The 15,278-nt window shown below is 61.4% G+C and carries 12 protein-coding genes; 2 read left to right on the top strand and 10 right to left on the bottom strand.

Features of this window, described 5'->3' with window-relative positions:
- Positions 1–142: 142 nt before the first annotated feature.
- Positions 143–508, top strand: a complete 366-nt coding sequence (locus tag RMQ97_RS08595) for a response regulator (RefSeq protein ID WP_413660546.1) — start codon at positions 143–145, stop codon at positions 506–508.
- Positions 509–518: 10 nt separating this feature from the next.
- Positions 519–1,883, top strand: coding sequence for a PleD family two-component system response regulator (locus tag RMQ97_RS08590; protein ID WP_413660458.1), 1,365 nt, complete (start codon positions 519–521; stop codon positions 1,881–1,883).
- 30 nt (positions 1,884–1,913) lie between these two features.
- On the opposite strand, the gene rpmG is transcribed toward RMQ97_RS08590, so the two are convergent.
- The 10 genes from rpmG to RMQ97_RS08540 all read right to left on the bottom strand — a co-directional run.
- Complete coding sequence (gene rpmG, locus RMQ97_RS08585; protein ID WP_413660457.1) at positions 1,914–2,081, bottom strand: 50S ribosomal protein L33; 168 nt, start codon at positions 2,079–2,081, stop codon at positions 1,914–1,916.
- Between the two features lie 98 nt (positions 2,082–2,179).
- Positions 2,180–3,358: an MFS transporter gene (locus tag RMQ97_RS08580; RefSeq protein WP_413660456.1), complete on the bottom strand. Its 1,179-nt coding sequence runs from the start codon at positions 3,356–3,358 to the stop codon at positions 2,180–2,182.
- A gap of 61 nt (positions 3,359–3,419) precedes the next feature.
- The gene (locus RMQ97_RS08575; protein WP_413660455.1) at positions 3,420–4,091 is read right to left on the bottom strand and encodes an NUDIX hydrolase; all 672 of its coding nucleotides are present in this window, start codon (positions 4,089–4,091) and stop codon (positions 3,420–3,422) included.
- A gap of 17 nt (positions 4,092–4,108) precedes the next feature.
- A complete protein-coding gene (rnr, locus tag RMQ97_RS08570) occupies positions 4,109–6,388 on the bottom strand; it encodes a ribonuclease R (RefSeq protein WP_413660454.1) in 2,280 nt (759 codons plus the stop codon).
- 5 nt (positions 6,389–6,393) lie between these two features.
- Positions 6,394–9,108 (bottom strand): type I DNA topoisomerase, encoded by a 2,715-nt coding sequence (topA, locus tag RMQ97_RS08565; RefSeq protein WP_413660453.1) that lies wholly within the window; start codon positions 9,106–9,108, stop codon positions 6,394–6,396.
- Between the two features lie 99 nt (positions 9,109–9,207).
- A complete protein-coding gene (gene dprA / locus RMQ97_RS08560) occupies positions 9,208–10,404 on the bottom strand; it encodes a DNA-processing protein DprA (RefSeq protein WP_413660452.1) in 1,197 nt (398 codons plus the stop codon).
- Positions 10,401–11,090 (bottom strand): glycerol-3-phosphate 1-O-acyltransferase PlsY, encoded by a 690-nt coding sequence (gene plsY / locus RMQ97_RS08555; protein ID WP_413660451.1) that lies wholly within the window; start codon positions 11,088–11,090, stop codon positions 10,401–10,403. Before plsY ends, dprA begins: the two co-directional genes overlap by 4 nt.
- 3 nt (positions 11,091–11,093) lie before the next feature.
- The gene (locus RMQ97_RS08550) at positions 11,094–12,377 is read right to left on the bottom strand and encodes a dihydroorotase (RefSeq protein WP_413660450.1); all 1,284 of its coding nucleotides are present in this window, start codon (positions 12,375–12,377) and stop codon (positions 11,094–11,096) included.
- Complete coding sequence (locus RMQ97_RS08545; protein WP_413660449.1) at positions 12,374–13,342, bottom strand: aspartate carbamoyltransferase catalytic subunit; 969 nt, start codon at positions 13,340–13,342, stop codon at positions 12,374–12,376. Before RMQ97_RS08545 ends, RMQ97_RS08550 begins: the two co-directional genes overlap by 4 nt.
- 105 nt (positions 13,343–13,447) lie before the next feature.
- Positions 13,448–15,278: pentapeptide repeat-containing protein (locus RMQ97_RS08540; RefSeq protein WP_413660448.1), on the bottom strand; the 1,831-nt coding region annotated here is incomplete at its 5' end.

The raw sequence follows: 15,278 nt of genomic DNA, 5'->3' as shown, positions 1-15,278 counted from the left end.
TTTGTGTTCTATAAATTGGAGAAACCGCTGTCTGACTCATTATCGGTTAAGGAAGATCGGGTTTCATCCTCGTCGGGGTAAAGATGTGCGGAACAACCGCACGACCATTTACGGGAAGCGTGTCGCCGCCATGCTGCAGGTCATGCCGAAAAAAGTTCTGATCGTTGAGGATAACGAGCTGAACATGAAACTGTTTCATGATCTGCTCGAGGCTCATGGCTATGAGACCTTGCAAACCAAGGATGGTTTCAAGGCGCTCGAACTTGCCCGTGAACACACGCCTGATCTGATCCTGATGGACATTCAGCTGCCGGAAGTGTCGGGCCTGGAAGTCACCAAATGGCTGAAGGATGACGAGGACCTGGCATCAATCCCGGTCGTGGCCGTCACCGCCTTCGCTATGAAGGGGGATGAGGAACGCATTCGCGCCGGAGGCTGTGAAGCCTATCTGTCCAAACCCATTTCCGTGGCGACCTTCATCGACACGGTCCGGAAATTCCTGGATTAGGAGGCAGACGGTGACCGCGCGCATCCTTGTCGTCGATGATCAGCCTGCCAATGTCCGCCTGCTCGAAGCCCGACTTCAAATCGAGTATTTCGATGTTTGCACGGCCTATAGCGGGATTGATGCGATCGAGGCGGCACGGGCCGAACAGCCCGATCTGATCCTTCTGGATGTCATGATGCCCGGCATGGACGGGTATCAGACCTGCCGTATGCTCAAATCCGATCCGGATACGCGCCATATTCCCGTTGTGATGGTTACAGCTCTGGATGATCGGGAAGACCGCGTGCGCGGGCTGGAAGCCGGGGCGGATGATTTCCTGACCAAGCCGGTTGATGAAGTCACCTTGTTCGCCCGTGTGCGCAGCCTGTTGCGCCTGAAAATGGTGCTGGACGAGTTGAGATATCGTCAGGGCGAAACCATTGGCATTCCCATGGCCACCGATCCCGGCGAGGATTTTGACGCCGAGGCCTCCGCCCTGGTTATTGCAGGCGATGAACGCTCAGCCGAACGTTATGCGTCGGCCATGCCCAGTCATGTGAACACCTGGTTTGAAACCGATCCCGGCGCGGGTGTCGCCGCCATCAATGATGAGACGGATCTGCTCATTGTGGATCTGGCGACCGAGGATTTTGACGGGCTGCGCATTTGTGCCCGTATTCGGTCTGATGCTGCGACCCGCCATCTGCCGATCATTGCGGTGGTCAATCCCGATGATCTGGAGCGCTCGGTCCGCGCGTTGGATCTGGGTGCCAATGATATTATCCACCGGCCCGTTGATACGGGTGAGCTGAATGCGCGTGTTCAAACGCAGTTGCGCCGCAAATTCTATGCGGATCGCCTGCGGAACCGTCTCGATGAAAGTCTGGAAATGGCGGTCACCGATTCGCTGACCGGTTTGCACAATCGTCGCTACATCGCCGCTCGCTTGCGTCAGGCGATGGAGAGCGCAAGCAATGGCGGAGCGCCGGTCTCAGTCATGATCGCCGACATCGATCACTTCAAGCGCATTAATGACACCTATGGCCATGATGCCGGCGATGCGGTCTTGCGGGCCTTCGCCACACGTTTGACCGAAGGGCTTCGGGCTCTTGACCTCGCCGCGCGGTTTGGGGGTGAGGAGTTTGTGGTGGTGATGCCCGGTGCCGGACTGGCCGAAGGCCGGATCGCGGCGGAACGTTTGCGTGCGGCCATTGCTCACGCCCCATTCTCCCTCCAGTCGGGAGAGGCAATTGAGGTCACGATCTCGATCGGTCTGGCCCAGGCCTATCCGGGTGAGGATATCGAGGCCCTGCTGCGCCGCGCGGATGAGGCGCTGTACGAGGCCAAGAGCGCGGGCCGGAATCGCGTAGAGGCCGCCAGAGACCTGGCAGCCTGATACGCATCAGCAATCAGCGAAAACGCTGGTTTACTTGATTTTGCCTTCTTTGAAGTCCACGTGCTTGCGGGCAACCGGGTCGTACTTTTTCAGTACGAGTTTCTCGGTCATCGTCCGCGCGTTCTTTTTGGTCACGTAGAAGTAACCCGTGCCGGCCGTGGAGTTCAGGCGGATCTTGATTGTTGTCGGCTTCGCCATGGCTCTGTCGTCCTGATCTTTGAAGTCTGTTTCAGTGTAACTGGGCGTCCGGCCCAAGCCGTCGCGAGCGCGCGAACATACGCAAGCGCGCTGCCATGTCAACTCCCGCGCGCTGTCATCCAGCTGCGAACAAGAATGAGTGCCAGATAGGCGGCGGCAATGCCCGAGAGCACCGCCAATAGGCCTGCCGGTCCGCTGACGTCCATCATCACTCCACCGGTGGGAGGGGCAATCAGGCTGCCCAGCCCGTAGGCGAAGATAAAGGCGGCATTGGCGGATGCGATGGATCCCCCCGTGAAGCGCTCGCCGAGCAGCGATAATCCAACAGTATACAGAGCACTCGTGACACCGGCCTGCACAAAGACGAGCGGGAGGAGGACGGTGAGATCGGCTCCAACAAGGGCGGTCAGAATTGGACTGATCGCGGCTAGGGCTGCGCTGATACCCAAAATGACACGGCGACCGATCCGGTCGGCAATCCAGCCCAGCGGGATTTGAAAAACCAACGCCCCCGCAGCCACAGCCAGCATCACCAGGCCAATTTCGGTGTGCGAGAGGCTGATGCGTTCGGCATAGACGGGCATCAGGGCGAAAACCAGGGTTTCTGCGGCCCCAAAGGCGAGGCCGGCCATAATGGCTGTCGGCGCACTTAGAGCGGTCCGGATCATGGCGCGCAATGAGGCGCTCTCTTCGTCCGGGGCCTGAGGGTCGGGCCCACGCAGAACCAGGACCGGGAGAACGCCCAGCAGGAAGATCAGGCTGGCCACGTAAAAGGCGATGTCACCCTGGTGGGCAAGCGCGGTGAACAGGCCTCCACCAATCCCAAACCCGCCCGAGAGCGCAGTGCCATACACGCCCAGCATCAAGGCACGCCGTTCTGCGGAGACGACCTGATTGATCCAGCTTTCCGAGATGACAAAGATCACCGTCATGAAACAGCCGACCGCAAAACGCACGATAAACCACACCCAGACATGCGGGAGGAGCGGGAAGAGGACAAACAGAACCGCCGCAGCGACGAGCGAGAGAGCCAGGATCTGGCGCGGGGGACGAACTCCCATGAAGCGGGGGACCAGCGGGGCCATCAGCAAAGTGGATAGCGCAGCGGCGGCACCGTTGAGACCGACAAGAAAGCCGGACCCGGTCATGTGTTCCAGTCGCAGGGAAATGAGCGGCATGGACAGCCCGAACACGATACCGCACACGCCAGCACACAAAATGGCCGCGACAAGGGAACGCGTGTGGCCGTGAGCTGGATCAATGAAAGCCGTAAGCATTAGATTTTAGCCTGATTGGAGCACGCCGTCGCGTGGATTGGGTATCTTTGGCGGCGTGCGTTCAGATCGGGTCGACGACCATGTGTCCACGTACCGCTCTCATCCAGCGCACGGGCTGGGGTTCCGGGGGTGTCACACGGTCCAGCTCGCTGAGCACAAAATGGGTCACCATGGGCAGGTCGAGCGTTCTGGCCTCCTCGAGCGGCACCCAGCGCACATCTTCCAGTTCCGAACTGGGTGTGGGGGCCCGCTCATCCGCGAGCGCAGACGCATCGGCGGTAAAGAACCAGGTATCAAAACGTCGCGTACGGCCGGGCGGTGTCACAGCCCGGGTGATCAGCTGGAGCCCGGACAGGTCAGGTGCAAGGCCTTCGCGTCTGAAGGGCTGCCAGTTGGCGTGACGCGAGCGAAATGCGCCCGTGCGCGCAATGAACAGACCGGTCTCCTCGGCGGTTTCACGGACGGCAGCAACGGCTGCGGCTCGCGCGCGGTTCTCCGGAATGACACGCGTCATGGCGGTGCGCACATCCTCGGACAGGTCTGCCGCGAGCGGTGCGGTGTGATCGGCGCGGTCTACTCGTCCGCCCGGGAAGACATATTTATTGGGCATGAAAACATGGCGGGCCGATCGTCGTCCCATCAAGACATCCATGCCGGTGCTGTGTGTGCGAGTGAGGATCAGCGAAGCCGCCAGGCGCGGGCGCAGATACGGGGCAGGGGTCGAATCCGTCATGCCCTTCTTCTAGCGGGTCAGCGCCGCCGCCGTCCACGTCCGCCACCGCGTGATCCACCGCGTTTTTGTCGTTCGCTGAAGGTCTTCGCGCGGGCGCGTGCCCGGGTCTTGCGTCCCGGCGGACGTCCCTTTTCCGGTTTCGACTGGATGGACAGCAGTAATCCGCCCGTGATCGGAGTGGCTTCTTCCAGACGCACCTTGACGTTCATGCCGAGACGATAGGTATCGCCACTGGCTTCACCGATCAGGGCATGGGCTTCTTCATCATGATAGAAGCGTTCGGCGCCCAGCTCGCTGATAGGCACGAGACCGTCCGCTCCGGTTTCGCTCAAGCGGATAAACGCACCAAACCGGGTCACACCAGTAATGCGTCCCTCAAAAATGGCCCCGACACGATCGGCCAGGAAGCTGGCGATATAGCGATCCACCGCATCACGTTCGGCTGCCATGGCGCGACGCTCCGACTGGGTGATCTCGTCAGCGATCACATCCAGGCGGCTGCGTTCCTCATCGCTCTGCCCGTCATCGCCCAGCTTGAGCGCACGGATCAGGGCCCGGTGTACGGTCAGGTCGGCATAACGACGAATGGGCGAGGTGAAGTGGGCGTAGCGGTCGAGATTGAGGCCGAAATGCCCCTGATTATCGGGATCGTAAACGGCCTGGCTCTGGCTGCGCAGCACGACCTCATTGACCGTTTCATAGTGTTCCGTGCCGTGTGCCTGGGACAGGAGCCGGTTAAAGCGACCCGTGCGGGGCGCTTCGCCGCGGGCCCATTTCAGCCCGACCGTGGGCAGGAAATCCGCCAGCCCGTCAATTTTCTCGCGGGAGGGTTGTTCGTGCACACGATAGATCAGCGGCGCCTTCTTGGCTTCCAGGCTCTCGGCCGCACAGACATTGGCCTGGATCATGAATTCTTCGATCAGCTTGTGCGCATCAAAACGTTCGCGCACTTCAATGGCTTTGACCTTGCCATCCTCGCCGACGCGGACCTTGCGTTCCGGTGCGTCGATTTCGAGTGGCTCACGGGCAGCCCGGGCCTTGGACAGGGCCTCATACGCACCCCAGAGCGGTTTCAGCACGTCATCCAGCAATGCATTGGCCACCGCATCGCCCTCACTATCAATCGCTTTTTGAGCCTGGGTGTAGGAGAGCTTGGCGGCCGAGCGCATCCAGCCGCGCAGGAAGGTGTGCGAACGTTTCGTGCCGTTTTTGTCAAACACCATGCGCACGGCGAAACAGGGCCGGTCTTCTTTCTCGCGCAGGGAGCACAGATCATTGGACAGGCGTTCGGGCAGCATGGGAATAACCCGGTCGGGCAGATAGACCGAGTTGCCGCGTTTATAGGCACCGCGATCGAGCACGGAGCCCGGCGCCACATAGGCCGCGACATCGGCAATGGCGACCATGGTGATCCAGCCACCTGCATTGGCCGGATCCTCGTCCGGGGCTGCCCAGACCGCGTCATCATGATCGCGGGCATCGTCGGGGTCGATGGTGATCAGCGGGATTTTGCGCAGGTCCTCGCGCTGGCCCTGTTTGGCCGGTTTGAGGGCCTTGACGAAATCGAGTTCGCCATCAGAAAAGCCATCAGGTACGCCGTGCGAATGTACGGCAATCAGGGAGCCGGCACTGGGATTGTCAGCGCTACCGACAACTTCGACAATCTCGGCCATTTTGGCGACATGGCGGCGCTCCTTGACCAGGCGACACAGAACCAGGTCGCCATCGCGGGCCTTCTCGGCCTCCCCGCGGGCGGGGACCAGGTCATGGCGGCTGCGACGGTCCACAGGCGCCAGGCGCGGTGGACCCGAACGTGGTTTGTAAAGGACACACAGGAGTTTGTGGGCGCTTTGTCCCAGGCGCTTCATCAGGCGAGCCTCATACCCGCCTTCACCATCCGGCTTCAGCTTGACGAGCGCCTTGTCCCCAATGCCCAGAGCGGTCTGACCGCGCCCGCCCGCGCCTTCGCCCGGCGCGAGACGGATGATCGGACTGTCATGATCATGGCGGACCGGCTGGGCCAGCAATTCACCATCATTGTCGCGATCCGTGATCTCGACAACGGTGACCGCGGGCAGGGCGCCGGCCAGGACATAACGCCGACCGCGATCGCGTGCGATCAGGCCGTCATCTTCCATGGCGCTCAACAGGGTCTTCAGTTCCAGCTTGCGATCTCCGCCTCGCAGGCCGAGTTCGCGTGCAATCTCGCGCTTGCCCAGCTGGCCGGGCATGTCGCGGATCACGTTGAGGATGTCATCCCGATTGACCGGGCTGAACGAATTGTCTGACCCGGTCACCCGTATCAAGCCTCGTCAGTATCTGTCGCCTTGGATTTTGCCGGGGTCTTTGTCTTGGCCGCGGCCGTCTTGGCGGTGGTGGATTTTTTCGACGTTGTCTTGGACGCCGCTGTTGTCTTTTTTGTGGTCGTCTTCTTGGCGGTGGTTTTTTTCGCCGTTGTTTTTTTGGCGGCGGTTTTCTTGGCCGGGGCCTTTTTAGCGGTCGCCTTCTTGGCCGGGGCCTTTTTCTTGGTGGGCGATTTGGCGGCCTTTTCCTCGACCAGCTTCATCGCAGCGTCCATCGTGAGCGTCTCAATGTCCGTCCCCTTGGGCAAGGTGGCATTGATTTTCTCATACTTGATATAGGGGCCATACCGGCCATCCATCACCCGAACCGGCTTGCCATCATGATCGCCCAGCTCCTTGAGCGCCTTGGCGGTCGAGGCCCGGCGTCCGGGATTGGCTTTTTTGTCGGCGATGACCGAAACCGCGTGGTTGAGACCGATCTCGAAGACGTCCTCCACGGAAGGCAGGTTGGCGTAGACACCGTCATGCAGCACATAGGGGCCATAGCGTCCGATGGCGGCACTGATCGGCTTGCCGTCCTCGGGGTGATCTCCCACAAGGCGAGGCAGATTCATCAGCTTGATGGCCTGTTCTTCGCTCAGCCCCTTGGGGTCCCAGCCCTTGGGAATGGAGGCGCGTTTGGGTTTGTCTTCACCCTCGACCTCCATCTCCAGATACATGCCGAACCGGCCATCCTTGAGTGTGATGGGTTTGCCGCTTTCCGGATCGATGGCGATCTGGCCGTCACCTTCAATGACATTCTCGGCTTCGGTCGGACTCATCTGGCGGGTGAATTTGCAATCCGGATGATTGGAACAGCCCAGGAAGGCGCCATAGCGGCCCAGGCGCAGGCTGAGCGTGCCCACGCCACAGGACGGGCACAGGCGCGGATCTGTGCCGTCTTCCTTTTCCGGGAAGATATGCGGTGCGAGGACATCGTTGAGCACATCGAGAACCTGGCTGATACGCAGATCGCCGATCTCGTCCACTGCCGAGCGGAAATGCGTCCAGAAGTCACGCAGCAGGGCTTTCCAGTCCAGATCGCCAGCGGACACCTTATCCAGCTGATTCTCCAGATCGGCGGTGAAATCATACTGAACATAACGTTCGAAGAAGTTTTCCAGGAATGCGGTGACAACGCGCCCCTTGTCCTCCGGTTCGAACCGGTTCTTCTCCATGCGTACGTATTCGCGGTCGCGCAGGACCTGCAGTGTGGAGGCATAGGTCGACGGACGCCCGATCCCCAGTTCCTCCATGCGTTTGACCAGGGATGCCTCGGTGAAGCGCGGCGGCGGCTGGGTGAAGTGCTGGTCCGCATGGGTTTTGGCGACGTCAGCCTCGGCCCCCTGGCTCAGCTTGGGCAGGCGACCGCCTTCATCATCATCCTCGTCATCCTTGCCTTCTTGATAGAGGGCTAGGAAACCGTCGAATTGAAGCACGGAACCGGTCGCCCGCAGGGCCGTTTTCTGGTCCGGCGTGGTGATGTCGACGGTGGTCCGTTCAAACCGGGCGCTTTCCATCTGACTGGCCACGGCACGGCGCCAGATCAGCGTGTACAGGCGGGCCATGTCCGGATCGAGCGACAGATTGCCGGGCAGGCGGGAGAAGCTGGTCGGGCGGATGGCTTCGTGCGCCTCCTGGGCATTTTTCGCCTTGGAGGAGTAAAAGCGCGGCTTGGCCGGCACATAAAGTGCGCCGTGCTCCTGACCGATCACATCGCGGGCCTGATTGACGGCCTCATTGACCATGGAGACACCATCGGTCCGCATATAGGTGATCAGGCCGACCGTCTCGCCACCAATATTGACACCTTCATACAGTTTCTGGGCCGTCTGCATGGTCCGGGTGGCCGAGAAGCCGAGCTTGCGGGCGGCTTCTTGTTGCAGGGTCGAGGTGGTGAAGGGCGGCGGCGGATTGCGCTTGGTGGGCTTGGCCTCGACGGCGCTGATCGTAAAGGCTCCGGCCTGGATCGCCTCGACGGCCGCATTGGCCATTGCCCGATCCTTGAGCGACATTTTGGTCAGCTTCTTGCCGTCCAGTGTCACCAGCTTGGCGCGGAACTGGGAGCCGCCGGAGCGCAGATCTGCATCGACCGTCCAGTATTCTTCCGGCCTGAACTTCTCGATCTCCAATTCCCGGTCACAGATCAGGCGCAGGGCCACGGACTGCACCCGGCCGGCAGAGCGTGATCCGGGTAGTTTGCGCCAGAGAACGGGCGAGAGCGTGAAGCCGACCAGATAATCCAAGGCACGGCGGGCGAGATAGGCATTGACCAATTCCATGTCCACGGCACGGGGATGGCGCATCGCTTCTTCAATAGCCGGCTTGGTAATGGCGTTGAACGCGACGCGTTCCACCGTCACATTCTTGAGCACACGGCGCTTGGTCAGGGCTTCGAGCAGGTGCCAGGAAATGGCTTCACCTTCGCGATCCGGGTCAGTGGCGAGGATCAGACGATCGCTCTCCTTGACCGCATCCGCGATCGCCTTGACGCGTTTTTGCGATTTGGTGTCGACCTCCCAGTCCATGGCAAAATCTTCGTCCGGCTTCACCGAGCCGTCCTTGGGCGGAAGATCGCGCACATGGCCGAAACTGGCCAGAACAGTGTAATCACTGCCCAGATACTTATTGATTGTCTTGGCTTTAGCCGGGGATTCGACGACGACTACATTCATCTCACGGACTTTCCGGGACGGGGGTCAAGGCGCCGGAAAGTGTGCGAGCCCCCCAAATCTGTCAATGGTGCTGTGGCAGGCGAGGCGTGGATCACAGTGTTATGAGGCCTCTTGAGGCAGGCCGGAGACGGGCGATGCCGCGCTGGCTCTGACCCGACCGCCCGGCAGGGTTTCTACCCGCCCCGTCAGAGACCATTCCTGTAGCAATGCCATAACGTTAGAGGCCGGAAAACCGCTATCGCGAATGAGTTGATCCAAAGGGGTGGGCGCGCTCGACAACAGGGTCTGCAAACGGGTTTCAAGTGTATCGTCTGCAATTTTTTCTTCGTCGGGCATCGTTGCGGGATGGGGATCGTCTGCCGCAGCCTCGGGATCCGGATCGTCAAACAGGTCTGCAGGCGCCGTCTCACGCACCTGGGGTGCGGGTGGGTGAGCGCGCGACAGGATCTCGATGACATCCTCGGGGCAGTCCACCAGCTGGGCGCCATCTCGCAGCAGGCGGTTGGTGCCTTTTGATCGGGGATCCAGTGGCGAACCGGGTATGGCCATCACTTCGCGCCCCTGTTCGGCCGCCAGCCGGGCCGTGATGAGTGAGCCGGATCGTTCCGCCGCTTCGACCACCAGCGTGCCCAGGGCGAGACCGGAGATCAGGCGATTGCGCCGGGGAAAATCCTGTGCCCGGGGGATAGTGCCCAGTCGGCGTTCCGACAGGATGAGGCCTTTATGGGCGATAGCCTCGTGGAGCTCGGCATGTTCGGGCGGGTAGATGTGGTCGAGCCCACCGGCAACAACGGCAATCGTGCCTGTATCGAGCGAAGCGTGATGCACGGCGCCATCGATGCCGCGCGCCAGGCCAGACACCGTGACCCAGCCGTTTTGTCCCAGCGTCGACGCGAAATGGCGTGCCAGGCCCAGCCCCGCCGAGGAGGCGTTTCTTGATCCCACCAGGGCACACACCGGACGGTCGAGCAGGCAGAGATCACCGGCTGCGAGGATGACCGGGGGCGGAGGAGACAAAACGGACAGAGCCTGTGGAAACTGCGGGTCACAGCTCAAGAGGAGGTGCAGGCCCAAACGCTCCACGGTGTCCATTTCGGCGAGGACCTCGGCCTCGCTGGCCAGGCTAACGCGAGCGAACGGCGCGGTATCGAGGTGAGCATGCAGATAATCTAGCGCGTCAAGCGGGTCGCGATGGCGTTCAACAAGCCGGGCCAGGCCGGTCGCGCCCAAGCCTCTCGACCGCGCCAGGCGAAGCCAGGCGCGTCGTGTGTGAGGATCGGGGGCCGGCGGGGTCACGTGTCTCCGTGAGGTGTGTCATCACCCGGGGCGGGTGTGCCGGGGTGCGACTCAGTTTCCGGATCGGCTTGCGTACCGGTCTGCGATTTCGAGGTTTTCTTGCCTCCGATACGGGGTTCCTCGCCGGCCAGGATGCGGCGGATATTCTCGCGGTGGCGCCAATAGATCAGCACCGCCAGGAAGATGGCCATGAGGGCGACATCCACCCGGCCGAGCGCAAAGGCGAAGATCGGAGCGGTGAGGGCGGCCACCAGCGCGCTGAGCGAGGAGATGCGGAAGATAGCCGCCATGATCAGCCAGGTCGCAATCGCGGCCAGACCCATCGGCCAGTGCACGGCCAGCAGCGTACCGATGAAGGTGGCAACACCCTTGCCGCCCTTGAACCCCAGCCAGACCGGATAACAATGCCCGAAAAAGGCGGCCGCACCGGCGATCAGCCCGGCCTGGGTGCCCAGCGTGTAGGTGAAGATGAGCGCGGCCATTCCGGCCTTGCCGGCATCGAGGACCAGTGTCGCGGCGGCCAGGTCTTTGCGGCCCGTCCGCAAGACATTGGTTGCACCGATATTGCCCGAGCCGATCTCGCGAATATCCCCGAGTCCGGCCAGACGGGTCAGCACCAGGCCGAACGGAATCGAACCGAGCAGGTAACCGCCCAACGCGGCGAGGATCAGGAGACCATAGGACATACGCTACACCTCAGAGTTGTGAATTGTGATCCCGTCGACGAGGGTTTGCAAGGCCTGACCCGTCATGCGACGACCCGTCCACGCGCAATTGCCTCTGGCAGAACGAAAGTTTTTCGGGTCACAGACCCAGGGCCTGTCGCCATCGATCAGAACGAGATCTGCCGGTGCACCGACCGCCAACCGGCCCTGTTCCAGGCCCAGAAGGTCTGCCGGACCGCTGGTCACCGGGCGAAGCGCCTCAACCAGACTGAGTTCCTCGTCATGCACCCGTCCTAGCAGCGCCGCGAGTAGGATTTCCACCGCCAGCGTGCCCGGAGCCGCCATGGCAAAAGGTTCGCCCTTGTCATCAAATGGGGTCGGACGGTGATCGGAGACAAGGGCCTGGATCTCACCGGCCGCGACGGCCTCGATTAAAGCGAGGCGATCATCCTCGGTCCGCAAGGGCGGGGTGATGCGCAGATTGCCGTCCAGGCTCGCCGCATCGATCTCGTTGAGCACGAGATGGGCGATCGAGGCCATGGCGGCAATATCGATATCCCGGCATCGGACATGGCGCAGGGCATCGAGGCCGGACCGCGTTGAAACCCGATCGACCAGAAGCTTGCCACCGGATAATTCCGCCAGGCTGGCATCGCGTTCAATCGCCATGCGTTCGGCGATGGCCGGTTCGGCGGGCAGACCCATGCGGGCCGACCAGTCGCTCTCGACCGCGATGGCGCCGGCACTGAGATGCGCATCGGCCGGGCGCGCGGCGACCCAGTGGTCGAACTGGCTGGCATAGCTCAAAATCCGGCGGAAGGTGCGCGCATCGCCAATGGGCGCATCGCCGCAGCTGTAATAGGCCAGACCCACCTGGTTTTGCAGGCCCAGCTCGGCCATGGCCTCGCCCTCAAGCGCCACGGTCGCGCCGCCCGCGAGCATCATGCGCACACGCTGTTGGGCCAGACCTGCGGCCTGGGCCTTCAGCGGACCGGGGGCATCCTGGGGGGTGAGCGCATTGGGCGCGATCACCACCGTACCCACCCCGCCGGCCGCCGCAGCTGCTGCCAGGTGAGAGGCGGTTTCACCATCGGGTGTGAAGCCCGGCTCAATGGCCGTGCGCAGATCGATCAGGGCGGGGGCCAGAATACGGCCGCGCGCATCGATGACCGTGTCGAGATCGGTCGTTTCGATCTGCTCACCCCAATCGGCGATCACGCCATTTTCGATACGCACGCCGCCGGGACCGTCAAACTCGGTCGCCGGATCAACCAGGCGGGCATTGATGATGGCCAGGGCCTGGCTCATTGGTCCTCTCCCGCATCGCGGCGGAGCACCCCGCCTATCTGTTCCAGCACGGCCATGCGCAGGGCCACACCGTTTTCGACCTGGTCGAGAATGACGCTGCGCTCCGGGTCATCGGCGAGTTTGGAATGGATCTCCACACCGCGATTCATCGGACCGGGATGCATCACGAGACAGCCGGGTCTGGCGCGTTCCAGCCGTTCATGACTGAGTCCGAACAGGTGGAAAAACTCGCGGCCTGACGGCACAAACCCGCCGGACATGCGTTCTTTTTGCTGGCGCAGCGCCATGACCGCATCACAGCCCTCCAGCGCTGCATCAAGATCGTGGAACACGTCCACACCCCATTGGTCCACATCCATCGGCAACAGGGTAGGCGGGGCACACAGGCGGATTTCGGCTCCGAGAATATTGAGCAAGCCGATATTCGAGCGCGCCACCCGTGAATGCAGGATATCGCCGACAATCAGGATGCGATGCCCGCCGACCGAACCCCAGCGCCGATGCAGGGTGAAACTGTCGAGCAGGGCCTGGGTCGGGTGTTCATGCATGCCATCACCGGCATTGACCACCGACAGGCCGGTCTTGTCCGCCAGATAGGCCGGTGCGCCGGTGGCGGTGTGACGCACCACCATGATATCGGGCTGCATGGCGGCCAGATTGCGGGCGGTATCGGCCAGGCTCTCTCCCTTTTTGGCGGAGGAGTGCTGGATCGCAAAATTCACCACATCCGCGCCCAGGCGTTTGGCCGCCATTTCGAAACTGCCCTGGGTGCGGGTCGAGTTTTCGAAGAACAGGTTGAGCACCGTCATCCCGGCCAGCGCATCGGAGGTTTTCCGCGTGGTCTGGTTCACGCTGCGCCAGTGCGCTGCACGTTCAAACAGGATGGAAATGTCAACGGGATTGAGATCGGCCACCGAGATCAGGTGGCGGTGGGGAAAATCGTAGGAGAAGGCCGCGCGGCTCATCCGGTCTCCCAATCATGCTTCACGGGCGTCTGTGCAGCGCACCGACCGGCCCCGATATCGGTTTGCGGCGGTATAGGCGGCGTCGGCCTCGCGCGCAAGTGTGCCCTAGCCGATCTGGAATTTGCGACGCAGGGCCAGGCCGGACAGAAATAACAGTGCAATGGAGATAAATGACTGCAGCGTGGCGAGGATCTTGATCACCAGCCACCAGGCGGGATGGCTGGTCGCCTTCACAGTCTGGATCCAGCCCTCTCCGGTTTCAGCATATCCCGGCGCCCAGATGAAAAACGGACGAAAGACTTGTTGGAAGGCCAGGTCGACCGATTCAGAGGCCCCGGTGGACAGAATATGACCGATTAGGGCCAGCCCCCCATAGTCGAACCCGAAGGCCGGCATGCTTGATAGTCGCGCGCCATTGCCCAGGCAGAAATAGACGAGCGCCAGGCCGAACGCTCCGCCCATGACCCAGCCCAGCGGCCGAAGGAAAGACGCACCATAATCGGCAAACACGCCATAGGCGCGTGCGGCCCAGCGATCCCAGCGTGTCAGCTGACCATCGCGATAGGCGTCGGATCGAACGGGTCGGTTCTGCCGGGCCATCAGCTCCATGCGGAAAAACTGTTGTTCGCGATGATGATCGCCTTGCTGGGCCATGGCGCGTTTCAAAGTACGGCAGCCCCCCTCCAGGGCTGCCCAGAGATCATTGGCTTGGGTGTTGCGCGCGTTTTCGGAAAGGCCGTCAATGTGTGCCCTGATCGCCGTTCGTGTGTCGTCAAACCCCGATCGCCGTGGTGCATCGGCGTGCAAGAGTATGGGCTTTTCCAGTACGGCGCCGTTAAAGGCGTCGAGGGGAAGGCGGGTGGCTGAGTTCAAATCCACGACCTCACGAAAGCGAGCGCCAGCGAACGCCGACTGAGTGTTTCCGGGACTGTCTGAGAAATAGCAATCGCGAAACTCTATCGTGTCTTGAAACTCCGCTTTTCGGAAGGAGACTTGATGGTGGAAGCCGGGCGCAGAGAATTCGGTGGCGCCACGCTGCTCCGCAGAACCGCCGAACCTCGCGGTGTAATGGAAACTGGTGGATTGGAAGTCTGCATCTCCCCCGAAGAATCGGGCGTTGTAGAAGTCTGCGTATCCGCCGGAGAATTGCACATTGTAGAAATCGGCGTGACCACCGGAAAAGCGCACATTGTAAAAGTTTGCACTACCGCCAGAGAATTTCGCTTTGTAGAAATTAGTTTTTCCGCCGGTAAATTGTGCGTTGATGAAATTGGCATTCCCGCCCAAAAACTGCGTGTGATTAAAGTCTGCCGGAGAGGCAAAAATCGCGTCTGTAAAGTTCGCGTCGGTCAGCCAAAGGGCATGATCCGCTTTAAGGTGATAAGTGCTCTGGGTCTTAGATCGTTGGTGCGAATGAGGCGGTGTTCGATTGGTCGAACTTCTCGCAGGAAGTTGTGGGAATGGCAGCTTACGGATTTGGCCACCGGTCAACTGGGTGCGCCGGTCCGGACCTATTAGTTGATCATGTTCCCAATTTTCAGTGCGTTTAGCTTCTGTTCTGGAAGCCGCGTTGATCCGAACCTCCAATTCTGCGTTGAGAGTGTCCCAACGGTCACAATTGGCCTCCGACTTCCAGCTTTTCGATCCGTCTTTCCAGTGCTCGGGCAGGTGGCAGATATGAAAACGCGGCTGGCCGTCATGGTCTTCCAGCAGGCCCGCTTCAAGCAGGGCGTCATCCGAGCGCAAGGATGTGCCATCCCAGCGCCAGTAATCCTGCAGCGTGGCGTCGCGAGACCCCTCGGGCAGGGCTGGATCCTCGCGCTCCATTACCCGGCCGTCCGGTGTGATCGACCAGCCTTGCCAAGGGTGTTTCGGATCACCTTTTTCATTGAGCACTGCCAGTCCCGCCCAGGAAAAATCCTGCGCCCACCACTTA

Source organism: Maricaulis sp. D1M11 (assembly GCF_047308265.1).
GTDB lineage: Bacteria > Pseudomonadota > Alphaproteobacteria > Caulobacterales > Maricaulaceae > Maricaulis.
This window is presented reverse-complemented; position numbering and strand designations above follow the sequence as displayed.

Excerpts from the sequence above, each read along its gene's own strand:
- topA (WP_413660453.1), bottom strand. The coding sequence starts at position 9,108 with ATGAATGTAGTCGTCGTCGAATCCCCGGCTAAAGCCAAGACAATCAAT.
- RMQ97_RS08595 (WP_413660546.1), top strand. The coding sequence starts at position 143 with ATGCCGAAAAAAGTTCTGATCGTTGAGGATAACGAGCTGAACATGAAA.
- RMQ97_RS08575 (WP_413660455.1), bottom strand. The coding sequence starts at position 4,091 with ATGACGGATTCGACCCCTGCCCCGTATCTGCGCCCGCGCCTGGCGGCT.
- RMQ97_RS08550 (WP_413660450.1), bottom strand. The coding sequence starts at position 12,377 with ATGAGCCAGGCCCTGGCCATCATCAATGCCCGCCTGGTTGATCCGGCG.
- plsY (WP_413660451.1), bottom strand. The coding sequence starts at position 11,090 with ATGTCCTATGGTCTCCTGATCCTCGCCGCGTTGGGCGGTTACCTGCTC.
- RMQ97_RS08580 (WP_413660456.1), bottom strand. The coding sequence starts at position 3,358 with ATGCTTACGGCTTTCATTGATCCAGCTCACGGCCACACGCGTTCCCTT.
- rpmG (WP_413660457.1), bottom strand. The coding sequence starts at position 2,081 with ATGGCGAAGCCGACAACAATCAAGATCCGCCTGAACTCCACGGCCGGC.
- RMQ97_RS08545 (WP_413660449.1), bottom strand. The coding sequence starts at position 13,342 with ATGAGCCGCGCGGCCTTCTCCTACGATTTTCCCCACCGCCACCTGATC.